The 13,134-nt window shown below is 38.4% G+C and carries 12 protein-coding genes; 6 read left to right on the top strand and 6 right to left on the bottom strand.

The window, feature by feature from the left end:
* Nucleotides 1-48 precede the first annotated feature (48 nt).
* The 6 genes from gldF (at nucleotide 49) to BLR37_RS23990 (ending at nucleotide 5,884) form a co-directional block, all read left to right on the top strand.
* On the top strand, nucleotides 49-774 hold the full coding sequence (gldF, locus tag BLR37_RS24015; protein WP_090773129.1) for a gliding motility-associated ABC transporter permease subunit GldF: 726 nt from the start codon (nucleotides 49-51) through the stop codon (nucleotides 772-774).
* A complete protein-coding gene (gldG, locus tag BLR37_RS24010; RefSeq protein ID WP_090773127.1) occupies nucleotides 774-2,459 on the top strand; it encodes a gliding motility-associated ABC transporter substrate-binding protein GldG in 1,686 nt (561 codons plus the stop codon). The genes gldF and gldG overlap by 1 nt, the downstream gene beginning before the upstream one ends.
* A gap of 33 nt (nucleotides 2,460-2,492) precedes the next feature.
* On the top strand, nucleotides 2,493-3,617 hold the full coding sequence (dnaN, locus tag BLR37_RS24005; protein ID WP_039476649.1) for a DNA polymerase III subunit beta: 1,125 nt from the start codon (nucleotides 2,493-2,495) through the stop codon (nucleotides 3,615-3,617).
* An 84-nt stretch (nucleotides 3,618-3,701) separates the two neighbouring features.
* The gene (locus tag BLR37_RS24000; RefSeq protein ID WP_090773125.1) at nucleotides 3,702-4,382 is read left to right on the top strand and encodes a DUF4397 domain-containing protein; all 681 of its coding nucleotides are present in this window, start codon (nucleotides 3,702-3,704) and stop codon (nucleotides 4,380-4,382) included.
* Between the two features lie 60 nt (nucleotides 4,383-4,442).
* A complete protein-coding gene (locus BLR37_RS23995; protein ID WP_090773123.1) occupies nucleotides 4,443-5,153 on the top strand; it encodes a DUF4397 domain-containing protein in 711 nt (236 codons plus the stop codon).
* 65 nt (nucleotides 5,154-5,218) lie between these two features.
* The gene (locus BLR37_RS23990; RefSeq protein ID WP_039476652.1) at nucleotides 5,219-5,884 is read left to right on the top strand and encodes a DedA family protein; all 666 of its coding nucleotides are present in this window, start codon (nucleotides 5,219-5,221) and stop codon (nucleotides 5,882-5,884) included.
* A gap of 491 nt (nucleotides 5,885-6,375) precedes the next feature.
* Here BLR37_RS23990 and BLR37_RS23985 read toward each other — a convergent pair whose 3' ends face one another.
* The 6 genes from BLR37_RS23985 to BLR37_RS23960 form a co-directional block, all read right to left on the bottom strand.
* Nucleotides 6,376-7,332 (bottom strand): zinc dependent phospholipase C family protein, encoded by a 957-nt coding sequence (locus BLR37_RS23985; RefSeq protein WP_090773121.1) that lies wholly within the window; start codon nucleotides 7,330-7,332, stop codon nucleotides 6,376-6,378.
* Between the two features lie 79 nt (nucleotides 7,333-7,411).
* Nucleotides 7,412-7,837, bottom strand: coding sequence for a VOC family protein (locus BLR37_RS23980; RefSeq protein WP_039476655.1), 426 nt, complete (start codon nucleotides 7,835-7,837; stop codon nucleotides 7,412-7,414).
* 128 nt (nucleotides 7,838-7,965) lie between these two features.
* Nucleotides 7,966-8,418: a DUF1569 domain-containing protein gene (locus tag BLR37_RS23975; protein WP_039476656.1), complete on the bottom strand. Its 453-nt coding sequence runs from the start codon at nucleotides 8,416-8,418 to the stop codon at nucleotides 7,966-7,968.
* Between the two features lie 7 nt (nucleotides 8,419-8,425).
* Nucleotides 8,426-9,517 carry a DUF695 domain-containing protein gene (locus BLR37_RS23970; protein WP_090773119.1) on the bottom strand — a complete coding sequence of 364 codons (1,092 nt, stop codon included), beginning with the start codon at nucleotides 9,515-9,517 and terminating at the stop codon, nucleotides 8,426-8,428.
* A gap of 8 nt (nucleotides 9,518-9,525) precedes the next feature.
* Nucleotides 9,526-10,755: a DUF3999 family protein gene (locus BLR37_RS23965; protein WP_090773117.1), complete on the bottom strand. Its 1,230-nt coding sequence runs from the start codon at nucleotides 10,753-10,755 to the stop codon at nucleotides 9,526-9,528.
* Complete coding sequence (locus tag BLR37_RS23960; RefSeq protein WP_090773115.1) at nucleotides 10,736-13,105, bottom strand: DUF2339 domain-containing protein; 2,370 nt, start codon at nucleotides 13,103-13,105, stop codon at nucleotides 10,736-10,738. The genes BLR37_RS23965 and BLR37_RS23960 overlap by 20 nt, the downstream gene beginning before the upstream one ends.
* Between the last annotated feature and the right edge of the window lie 29 nt (nucleotides 13,106-13,134).

Raw genomic sequence — 13,134 nt, 5'->3', positions numbered from 1 at the left:
AGCAGCCAACGAAAAAATATTTCTTAACTTCGGCATTTAAATTTAACTATGTACGCAGTTTTTAAACGCGAGTTATTCAGTTTCCTCAGTTCGATGGTGGCCTACATCACCATTGGCATTTTCTTACTCGTTTCTGGACTTTTACTTTGGGTATTTCCTGATACTTCCGTGCTTGAGTACGGTTATGCCGAACTTAATGGTTTTTTTAGCCTAGTGCCTTATCTGTTCATGTTTCTCATTCCGGCCATAACCATGCGTGCCTTCGCCGAAGAAAGGAGAGAAGGCACTTACGAGCTTTTGGTTACCCGCCCCATCCAGCTCTGGCAGATTATTGCAGCAAAATACCTTTCCAGTTTGGTATTGGTTCTTTTGGCGCTTATCCCCACAATAATTTATTACTACAGCATTAGCAAATTAGGCTTTCCTGAAGGTAATATTGATTCTGGTTCCGTGATCGGATCGTACGTGGGTTTGTTTTTACTTGGAGCGGCATTTACCGCCATTGGCATTTTTTCTTCATCGCTTACCAAAAACCAGGTCATTGCTTTTGTGATTTGTGCCGCTTTATGTGCGTTTGCTTTCCTGGGCTTCGATTATACCAGTCAGGTTAGTTTATTTAAAGCTATCGAAGGCCCAATGATGAATTTGGGGATCAACCAGCATTACACTGCCATTAGCCGTGGCGTTTTAGATACGAGAGATCTGATTTACTTCATTACCTTTTCGGCTTTGTTCTTGTTTTTCACCAATTTAATGATGGGAGGGAAGCGATAATGGGGCTGAAAAATAAATGGATCTCTGCTGCTTTGTTTATTGGGGCATTAGTTGTTTTAAATGTAATAGGCCAATATGCTTTTAAGCGTTTTGATTTTACAGCCGATAAAAGGTTTACACTGAGTGAGAAAACAAAATCACTTTTGGCCAAAAACGAAAAACCTGTTATCATCACTGTTTTTTTGAATGGCGAACTACCACCTGCTTTTAAACGTTTGCAAGGCGCTGTAAGCGATATTTTATCTGATTACCAGGCTTATTCGAAAGCAGATGTAAAAGTGGTTTTTGTTGATCCGCTGGCAGGTTTAAGTCAGGCCGATCAGGATACGGTGGTGAATAATTTGTACGAAAGCGGGATTGAAGCCACCAATTTAAGTGTTAAAACCGAAGCCGGACTTACGCAAAAACTGGTATTCCCGATGGCGATGTTGGAAAGTGATGGAAAGCAGTTTCCGGTAAAGCTTTTCCAAAATCTCGATACCCGCGGTAGTTATGAGGATAACATTAACCGTGCCATCGAAAACCTCGAATATATCTTTACTTCGAGCTTAAAAAAGGTAATTACAGGTAACAATCCACGAATTGGTTTCTCCGAATCGAACGGGGAATTGTCTGATCTGCAGCTTAATGATGCCATGCATAGCCTGGCAAACAGCTATTTGGTAGGTCGCGTTGATTTAAATACGATTGATAAGGCAGGACTAGATAAATTAAAAATGTTGGTGATTGCGAAGCCAACCAAAGCCTTTACAGAGACCGAAAAGTACAAGATCAATTATTTTGTAATGAATGGCGGTAGTGTGCTTTGGAGTATTGACCAGGTACGTGCAGAACTGGATAGCCTGCGCGGACAAGGCGGACAAATGGCTACCAATAGCAACCTGAACCTCGATGATATGCTCTTTATGTATGGCGCAAGGGTTAATTACAACATCATCGCCGATCCGGCAAACAGTGCCGAAATTCCGGTTTCAACCGGTGTAGTTGGCGGTCAGAACCAGATGCAGCTCATGCCCTGGATTTACTACCCTGTTTTACTACCCGATACGACAGAAAGTGTAGTGAAAAAACTGGATGGCATTAAGTCGGAATTTCCCAGTACAGTTGATACCATTGGTGCCAGAAACATCAAAAAATCGTATATTTTAACTACTTCTGCCTTTAACAAAGTATTTAATACACCTAAATTGTTTAGTCTGCAAATGGTTGGCGAACAATTAGATCCGCGTTCATTTCAAAGCCATCCGCAAAATGTAGGTTTAATGCTTAAAGGCAATTTTCCTTCGGTTTTTGCCGGCAGGCCCTTGCCAGCAGGTATTAAACAACCCTACAGCGTAGAAAATGTAGGTAAAGCTGCTAAAATGATCGTAATTGGCGATGGCGATATTTTTAAAAATCAGGTATCAGCACAAAATGGAACACCATTTCCGCTGGGTTACGACCGTTATTCGCAACGTACTTTTGGCAATAAGGCCTTGTTGTTAAATATTGTTGATTATTTTACCGATGAAGACAATTTAATTGCCCTGCGCAATAAGGAAGTGAAGATCAGATTGCTCGATAAAGGCAAAATTAAACTCGAAAAAACTAAATGGCAGCTCATTAATGTTGCGGCGCCCATACTATTGTTAATATTCTTTGCAATTTTTCAACATTATTACCGCAAATACAAGTACGCTAAATAATTTTTATATTTTTGAAGAAGACTAAAAGATATCATGAGATTTATTGTATCCACATCAACGCTGTTAAAACACTTACAAACTGTAAATGGTGCTTCGAGCAGCAGTACAGTTTTACCCATATTAGAAAATTTCCTTTTCGAGATTAAAGATGGAAACTTAACTATCTCTGCTACCGATTTACAAACGAGCATGACAACTGCTTTGGCTGTAGAATCAAAAGAAGAAGGTAAAGTAGCGGTTCCATCTAAAATTTTATTAGATACACTTAAAACCCTACCTGATCAGCCAATTGCATTTAACATTGATGACAGTACTTTTGCCATCGAGATTAGTGCAGGTGACGGTAAATATAAACTGAGTGGCGAAAATGGCGACGATTTCCCGAAGATTCCTGTTGTAGAAAACGCTTCTTCTGTTAATTTGCCGGCATCAGTTTTAACTGAAGCCATTACCAAAACTATTTTTGCAGTAAGTAACGATGAACTTCGTCCGGCAATGACCGGTGTATTTTGCCAGTTATCGCCACAGCACATTACTTTTGTAGCTACCGATGCACATAAGCTGGTACGCTATCGCCGTATGGATAGCAAGGCTGATAAAGCAACTTCGTTTATCCTGCCTAAAAAAGCTTTAACACTTTTAAAAGGTGCTTTGCCTTCTAACGATATCAATGTATCGGTTGATTATAATGCAACAAGTGCTTTCTTTAAGTTCGAAAATATCAATTTAGTGTGTCGTTTAATAGACGAACGCTATCCAGATTACGAGGCAGTAATTCCGACAAACAACCCAAATAAATTAATTATTGACCGGGTTCTGTTTTTAAATACACTGAGGAGGGTTGTTATTTTTGCCAATAAAACTACACACCAGGTGAGGTTAAAAATCAGTGGCAGCGAGTTAAATATTTCATCAGAAGATTTAGACTTCGCCAATGAGGCACACGAGCGTTTAAGCTGCCAGTATGATGGCGAAGACCTCGAAATCGGCTTTAATGCCCGTTTCTTAATCGAAATGCTGAGCAATTTGAGTGGCGATGAAGTAACTTTAGAGCTATCTACACCGAACAGGGCAGGGCTTTTAATTCCGCAAACCAACGATGAAAATGAAGATGTTTTAATGCTGGTTATGCCGGTTATGCTAAATAATAGTTATTAGTCTACTAATTTTTTAGTTTTTATGCAAAGAATGGCTTGGTTTTTGACCGAGCCATTCTTGTTTTCAACCAAATAACAACTAACCATGAAAATCTTTAACAAGCTCTCAAAAGTGATCTTTCTGTTTTTTACTGTTTCTGTACTGGCTTTATCTGCCTGTAAAAAAGATGATCCCGATGTGGTTGTTAAGGGCGAAGCCAAAATTAAGGTGGTTAACGCAACGCTGACAGAAATTGAGCAGGATGTTTATTTAGATAATGTTAAAGTTACCGGCGTAGCCCTGGCCTTTGGCGAAACCAGCGATTATATTAAAATACCTTCCGGCAGTCGCAGTGTAGCCTACATTGGCTCAAATAGCGCCAATAATACCAACGCTTCTTTTAATTTTACTCCTGCTATTACTTACACTGCTTTTTTGGTCGCCAATAAGAGTAATGTACGCGAAATTGTAAGTTATGAAGATAACCTGAGCAATAGTGAGATGGATAAGGCCAAAGTGAAGCTGATTAACTTAAGTCCAAACTTCCCAACAGGTATTAATGTAAGTGTACAGGCTGGTTTGCAGTTTGTTAATGGGCTGGCTTATAAAGAAGCATCAGGCTATTTTACAGTCGATGCCGGTTTGAATTTAAGGTATTCGGTTGTTGGTTCGGGCAACATTAAAACAATTGATAATTCGAATTTTGTGGGGGGTAAAATATACACCATCTGGTTTAGCGGTACAACAGCTGCAAACTTAGAGGCGCATATCATTACCGATAATTAATTTGGGGAAATTCATAAGCTTTCTGCTATCTTTACGTTTTATTAGCATCAGCAATTTTATATGAAAAATAGTAATTTTTTATGGCCTAAAATGTTTCTTCTTGTGCCGGTATTAATGATTTTTTCCTGCATCAAGAACGATAACTTTATTAAAGGAGATGCTAAAATCCGGTATTTTCATTCGGCAGTAACAGATACTATTCAAAATTTTTTCCTGCGTGGTGTTCAGTCAGGTGCTTCTACAGCTTATGGTTCAAACAGTAATTACATTGTTGTGGCCGGCGATTCAAGTTACACCATTACTTCCAGAAATATAAATACAACTACAGATGTAGCCAGTACCACCAATAAATTTGACATTGGCGCCAATTATTCAATTTTCTATACCCGCAAAACACCTACCAGTCCGCCTGTTTTAACGGTTTTTCAGGATGATGTGAAACAGAATTTAGATTCTGTAAAACTTACTTTCCTGAACCTGGGTTATACTTTAGGTTCTAATGTGATTGTGAAAGATGATGGGGGAGCATTTGCACAATTTACGATGAAGTATGGTGACAGGGTAAGTCGAACAATTAAATTAACCAAGGCTACCAGGATTTCTTTCGCACTGGAAGCTCCCATTGCAACGCAACCAGATGTAAATGCATTAGATTCGCTTCCAACCACGACATCAAAATCAATTGCCATTACCAAAGGATTGGTTTACACGGTTTTGCTTGATGGAACAAAAAAGAACGAGCTTCAAATGCGCCTGGTTTCTACCAACTAATTATTATTGCATTTTACTAGCATTTAATCCCTTTGATATTCATACTTTTGCCCAAAATTAGATAAATGGAATTACTACAGCAGCTTTTAGACTTTATCCTTCACATTGATGTCCATTTAGCCGAAATTGTTAAAGAATACAGTACCTGGACTTACCTGATTTTATTTCTGATCATCTTCGCTGAAACCGGCTTTGTGGTTACCCCGTTCCTTCCGGGCGATTCGTTGTTATTTGCAATGGGTGCTTTAATTGCCGGCGAGCACGAAACAGGTTTAAATATCTGGGTGATGATGGTTATTTTAATTGTTGCCGCCATTTTAGGTAATACCGTTAACTATAAATTGGGAAGTGTTTTAGGTGCAGGCGTATTTAAAGAAAAGAACAAAATCTTAAAGCTTAAATATTACCACCAATCGCACGAATTTTTTGAAAAACATGGCGGTAAAGCCATTATGTTGAGTAGGTTTTTACCTATTTTCAGAACCATTGCGCCTTTCGTGGCTGGCATTGCTAAAATGCCTTTCGGCAGGTTTACCTATTATAATATTATTGGTGGTGTTACCTGGATTTTTGCTTTATTAATGGGCGGATACCTATTGGGCCAGATACCGGTAATTAAAAACAACTTTGAACTGGTGATTATCTTTATTGCTGTGGTTACTTTTGTACCAGCGATATGGGCTGCCATTAAAAGCCGTTTACAATCAAAAAAAACTGAAGAAGTACTTTGAAAAGTAGTTTAAACAAGATAAATGAAAGAGACTTTAGCAATAAGGTCTCTTTTTTTGTTTATAAAAGGTTTACAGTAAATAATAAATCAAGTCTATAATTATGTTTTTTGGCTTGTAGCTATCTGTATCGATTCATCGGGAGGCTATCATTGACGTTATTATGTAAATAGCTGTTTATTGAAAAACTTAAGTGTTTTTGCATTTGCATCCAGCTAGGCCATAGCAGGGTATCTCCGTTCTACCGAAATTCGGCCTAACAAATTTTTCGGGCTACAGTATCTCAGCCCTATTACTGACTTTGAAAGAAAAATTTTCAGCCGACGTTTTTTGGTTCTTTTTGACGCCAAAAAGAAGGAGCCCCTCGGCGGCGGCGAGCCGAGGAAAGACTGGGCTGTAGGGCAAAAGATAAATTACATGTCACTCATATTGATTTTTATACAATTATTACCCCTCAGAATGACAGTTCTCTAGAGAATTCTTTAATATCTCCCCTAAATCTCCCTACCCAGCGGAATGCCTTTCTCAAATTTTCGTTCTGTATCAGCTTCGGCTTTCTTTTCATCTGGAGTTGGTTCTTGTTTTACCAGATTTTTAAGTACGGGTTGTCCGGCATCAACCCATGCCGAGTACCAGAAAGAACCAATTTGGAGGATAGCGCTGCGCATTTGCTTTTCTACCATATTATTCATCCTGTCGTGGTAATTTTTTGAATATTCGATGGAGTATTGTTTTAAAATGGTGTTATTCCTTTCTGAGAAACTGTATTTCTGTTCGGATGGAAAAGATGCGCTGAGGGCAGCTTCGAAGGTTAAAACGGTATCAACCAGGCTATGGGTATGTTTTACGATCCGCCATGCTGCTTTTAACGTATTTTCGATATAATTGGCTTTGCCTACCACAAAATTGTAGCGGGTAGAAAAAAGCTCGGGCAAGCGGCTTTCCCAAAAAGCATGGATACCCACCTGGTTGGTGAGTTGTCCGTTATGGTTGGCTGTAGTATGTAGCGGAACATGTGCATCGCCAATGTAGTGGCCTAAATCGGCCGAGTATTTTAAAATTTTAACTGAATCGCGGGTTTTAAAAGCTTTAACCAGGCTGTAATAAGTGCGCTGAATTTGCCAGGGTAAAATGCCATTCGTGTTGAGTTTTTTCAGGCCATATTTGCTCAGTGCATCGTTCCATTTTTCGGGAATGCTATCGATGTTTTTTTCGTAGTTTTCTACATCGAGGTAATGCCTTGGCGCTTCCAAAGTATCAGCATACCTGCGCTTATCAGGATCTACAGCATGTTCGGTAATGTACTTTACATTTTTTTTGTAGAACCCGATCATATCAGCCGGAAGTGTGAAAATAGCAAGGTTATTGATTCTTTGATGTGCAAAGAACCCCCAGGAGGTACAAAGAAGAATAGGGATGATTAACGCAATTAAAATCGTTAATCTTTTCATTGTTAAAAATATTTTCTGTTAGGAATTCCTCCTGATTACTATGTAGTCAGGAAGAATTCTTATTCAAGTTATGAAAAATTTAAGCATTTTCCATTTTTTCCTTATCTAATTTTTTCATTTGCATTACTACGGCCATTACCCTTTGCGCTCTTTCGGGATCAGCCATTAACTCGCCAATGTTGGATGGGATGATTTGCCATGAAAGGCCAAATTTGTCTTTTAACCAACCACACATGCTTTCCTGACCGCCATCTTTGGTTAACGTATCCCAGTAATAATCTATTTCTTCCTGGCTATCGCAGTTAACCATAAACGAAACGGCCTCATCGAACTTAAATTGTGGTCCGCCGTTCAGGCCCATAAATTTGCTTCCGTTAATTTCGAAAGTAACCACCATAGGCGTAACCTGAGTAATTTTCGAATCTTTAAAAACACTGCAATAATAATTTGCTGCTGCTTCGGCCTGTCCGTCAAACCAAAGGCATGTTACAAGTCCTTTTGTCATTTTGTTTTGTTATTGGGTTTTTGTTGGTACTAAGTTCGGCAACATATCCATAGCACATAGGGCGTAAAAGAGACTTTTTAAGGGGGCAATCATACCAAAGCTTAAAGCATAAAGGCTCAAGCCCGGTTCTAAACTCCAAATTGCGATAAATGATGGTCTAAATGTTTGTAAAACATATTGTTCCACTCGGTTTTGTTGAGTACTCCAAAAGAATGCGATTCTTTTCCATCGAAATGGTTTTCGCCCAATTGTTGTGTTTTATGCAGATATTCGATTAGGCGGGCTTTCTCTTTTTCAAAATTCCTTTCATCTTTAATAATGAATTGGGGAGCCGTTGGGTTGCTTTTTGGATAGGGCTTTTCGCTTACCACTTTACTTTTAACCATGTTTTTTAAGATAAATTTCATGAACATGCCTGGCTTAGGATGGATATTATCGTAAACCATTTCGTAGGTTACATTACAGTGCGCCAGCATTTGCACTACGTTCATTTTGCCCCAAAGCTGTGGTGTATTGGGGGTAAGGTGATTAATTCTGTCAATGATTTCGGCGGTTACTTCGGGTTGAAAAATGTTTTTCATGGTTTGTTTATTTAGATATATATCTATTAAATGACTGCCAGTATTTATCTCTATAAATATCATAAGATATCTGAAATCTGTCAGCGTATTTTTTCATAATTTCATGCACTACTTTAGCAGGTTTTCTAAATTCTTTACAGGCAAATAAAACTTCTCTTGTGCCGTTGGCGGTTTCTCTGCCAATGTTTAAATATCCATCTGTATCTTTTAATAATACCAATATTTCATCTTCAAGATCATTTAGTTGATTGTATACCGCATTATTAGGCAAACCATTACTATCGGCAGAAAATTTAATTTCGATATTTAAAATCCATGGATGTGACGCTTTATTTTCCCACGCCAATAAATCGGTGTTTATAACAGCTATCAACGGATTACCATTTTCTAATTCGGCTTCAAGCATGTTATAATGATCATTCTCAGTACTATGTCTAATGCCATCGTATTTCTCTATAAATTCCTTTTCACGCCATGTTAGAAAATGTTTTAGTTTTTCTATTGGGATAAGTTCTTTTTCAATTTGTTCTTTCCCAACTATTTTCAAACGATCAATAGTTGTTGCCGAGTTTAGCTCTCCCAGATAATTATCAAGGAAAATGTATACACCGTTGGTAATCGTTTTGGCATTTTGTTTATCGAACTCAGGGTGAACAATAGTCAGGTCTATTTCATCAGGCAAGTTTGGATGTTCAGTATAATAAAAGTTTAAATTTTCTTTATTAAACTGAAAGTTACCCATGCTAATGTTTACATTTTCTAAAGCTAATGGTTGTTTTAGGGCGGTAATGATCCAGCCCTCTATGTTTGGAGCGGCAGCAACCAGTTCTTCTACGAAAGCGATATTTTTAATATTCCCATCAGCCGTAAGAACCAGCTCAGCGGTAGTTTCATTAATCATTCCTGTTAAAAAGAAAAAACCATCTTTTAATTCAGCTAATTTTGGAGAAAGCTTATCGAAGAAGTCTTTTTCAAAATCTCCATTTGTTTTAACAACTTTAAAAAAATCTTTTTCATTTTTTCTGAACCATATCCAGAAATCTTCATTTGATTTAATTGGTCCTTCTTTTGAACCAAATATTTTTTTTAATAAACTCATTTTTATATTTAATTCCTTAACATTTTAAACGAAAACCAGCCCAGTAATACAATAATTACAGCCATTAAAACCCATAACCAGGCTTTGTTTTCGAATAAAGGTTTGGTTACTTTAATAGCGTAGGTTGGGTTTGGCTGCTCTTCAGCAATGGTAAGTGAGCTTAAACCTGCAGGTATTTTATTTTCAAATTTATCGATTTCATAACTGGGCGCTGTAGCTTTTTCGTTGCCATAATATAAAGCGTAAGGGAGCTTTGGATCATCAAAACGGGCAATTAACTCGTACACATTGCCTTTCAGTGCTAAACCACTTAAACGTAATGGCTTATTATCATTGTTTTGAATGGTAATCTTCAGTTTTGAAGTGATGGTATTAGGGAAACTAAATACCGGTTTTTCTAAAGAACTGATGGTGCCGGAGTAAAGTTCCATGTAATTGTGCTGCATACCCTGATCGGTTTTAAAGCTATCGGTTACGTATTCGATTTTAAACGGGCGATAAAAATCAAAGTCGCTTTGGGCATTTAAACTTAATTGCGATACCGGTACCGGATCGGTTAAATTAACATCGATAACCGTTTCTTTGTGTTCAGCATCATTTTTAATGTTGTACGACTGATATTTGATGTTCTGAAAAACACCCTTTACGGTATCTGCCTTTAAAATTTTTGTGGCTAAAAGTTCTGGCTGGGTATTACTTTTTACCGCAAGCCGAAAATAACTGTACTTTGCATCCGGAAAATTGAGTCTGGTAAAATGGTAGTCTGTGTACTGATTTTTGATTGATAAAATCCGGTAATCTTTTGCGATGGTAAACCAGCTTTGGTTATCGTTGCTGCCTTCGAGGTTAACCTTCCAGTCGAAATTTTCCTGCTTGAAATTCAGGTTAATCTGGTTGATTACAGTTGCTGCGGAGGGCTGAAAGGTATAATAGTAAACCTGGTTTGCGTTGCTTTGGTTCAGTTGTTTAAAAGCAATTTCTTGCGTGCTAACCTGATCGCTACGTTGCTTTAACAGGTACGGCACTTCAACGGTGTCTTTGCCGTTTACACCAAAAATACGCAGGTCTTCAAAGCCCGGTTTTAACTTTTGGTACATGGGGTTAGGCAATACCAGGCTGTGCCAGTTGGTCTGTATTCCAGTGATCTCTCTTTTTAAGGAATAAGGGGCAGTTTGGGCATTTGCAGCTATTGTGCAAGACAAAAGCCAGAAAAGCATTTTATTTTTTAGTCTCAACATCGTCAATAATTAAATGTTTGTACTTGTTGTAAAGGAAAGAAATGATGAGCAGCAACACGCCGAGCGATACAAAAACAATGGTTTTCGAAATGGTACTGAGGTAGGCAATGTCGTAAACAAACAGCTTAATAAGTGTAATACCAAACAGCACCATTGCTCCAATACGCAGGTGTTTTTTGTTCTTTGCCAGGCCCAACCCAATCAGGAAAAGGGAGTAGGTCCCCCAAAGGATGCTCAATCCCAGCTTATAGCTGCCATCCAAACGGGCAAGTTCTAAAATATTAATCAGCTCGCTGCTTATTACCCATAAAATGGAAATGTAAAGCAGGTAATCGAAAAGGGTTTTAAAGTTACTTTTAAACAGCTCGGAATTGATTAATTTGTAAAACATTACAATTAATAAGCTAAAGCAGGCAATAGCAACATAGCGGATGCCGATATTGAAAGCGCCAACTTTAAAGTAGTTATTGTCTGGAAATAAATATTCATCTCTAAGCTCGCTTAAATTATAAAGGCCATTGGTTAAAAATAAAGCAATAACTAACAGGTTAATGGCCAGGCAAGCAATGGCCAATTCGCTGCTTTTTAATTTTTTAAGGTTGAAATAAGACAAAGCTGCAGCAAAACATAAGGTATAGATATAAAGCCAGGCTATTTTTAACTTTTCGTAATTGTAATTATAGGAATAGCTGGCATAATCGGCATTTGTTTTAGGGTGTGTATTGATTTTAGAGATTTCAAAGAGGTTATTAAAATGCTTCGAAATTTCCATGGCGAAGGTAATGTACACCACAAATAACAAAATGGAAGGAATGCTGTAACTCAATATCTGACGCATCCAAATCCACTCTGCTGGTTTTTCAGTTTCTTTTTTGCTAATGCTAAACATCCAGGCAAAGCCAGCTATAGAGATGATGGCGGTTAAGAACCCTACATTGAATATTGGTTTAACGATCAAATCGCTACCATAGTAACCTGAATAACTCATCCAGTCTTCTAAAAGGCTAAAAAAGGCCAGAAAAATGAGTGGAAAGGAAAGCTTTTCGTAAATGGCAATCTGCTTAACCCTGCCGAGATAAAAGAGTATAGCTGCCTCAACTGTCCAGAATATGGTTACCCAGCCACCATCCAGTTGTACCGGCACGGCCATGGTAATAAAGGTAATCACCAGGGCCAGAATGAGGTAAAACAGGTTTTTATCTGCCAGTTTTCTTTTATAAATAATCAAGCTTACTATAAAGTGAATCACCCCGTTAGCCAGGGTAAACAAGCCTAAAAATGCTGTACTGTTTTTATTGTCGCCTATAATTAAATAGCCAAGACCATAAAAAATGAATGCGTTTAACAGGATAATCACCACATCACTTAAGCCAAATATTTCGCGCTTAAGTACCTTATAAGCCAGATTGGTGATGTAAAAAGTGATGAAGAATATGGAAGCGAACAGCAAGGCTAAGCCAAAGTACTGGTTATTGCTGCTTAAATCTAAACGCCAGGCCGAAAAAATAAGCCAGCTTAGTCCGAAAGAAGCATAAAATAAAGGTTTCCAGTATTTTTTAAAGCTCAATACCAGAATACCAATATTGATGATGGCCATGTAGCTAAATAAAACCGCCACTTTGCCCGAACCATCGCTTAATAAAAAGGGCACGGCATAAGCACCTATCAGGCCAATGTGCGCAATAACCTGTTTATTGTATTGAATAGCGGCAACCACCGTAAAAGAAGTGAAAATCACCATCAACCCAAAGGCCATGGCCTGAGGAATCAGGGCATAGAAATCGTAGGCAGCATAGGTGATAAAATACATGATGGCAATGGCACCACTAACCAAAACTGCCGAAAAGTTTTCGTATTTGGCCTTTAACTTAATAGCAAAGCCCATTAAACCAGCTCCTACGGCGTAACCTAGCACAATCCGCGTTAAGGGACTAATCATATCGTGATCGATAGCGTATTTGGCGCCAATCGCTACACCAATAATCAGGATCAGAATACCGATTTTACTGATCAGGTTTTCGCCAATAAATTTCTCGAAATCTGATTTAACCATATTTTCGCGCTTAAAGCGGTCGGCAAAATTAGGCTGTACAGGATTTTGAGGTTTGGGAAAAGGTGAAGGGACCGGTTGTGGAGTAGTCGCATGTGGTGTTACCGGGCTTGGTGGTGTATTTCTGGCTGGCGGTACAAAAGCAGGTTCTGCAACTGCTGGAGTAATTGTAGTGCCCGGCGATTGCAAAGCTTTAACTTCTTGCCTCAAAGCCTGAATTTCGGCTTCGAAGCTTTGTTGCCTCAGCAATAAATTCTCGAGCTTAACTAAAAGCAGGTTTAATTTTTCCGAATTATCCATCCGATATCTGGTTTGCGTAACTTATTTGA

The sequence above is a fragment of the Pedobacter soli genome, from assembly GCF_900101435.1.
Lineage (GTDB): Bacteria > Bacteroidota > Bacteroidia > Sphingobacteriales > Sphingobacteriaceae > Pedobacter > Pedobacter soli.
This window is presented reverse-complemented; position numbering and strand designations above follow the sequence as displayed.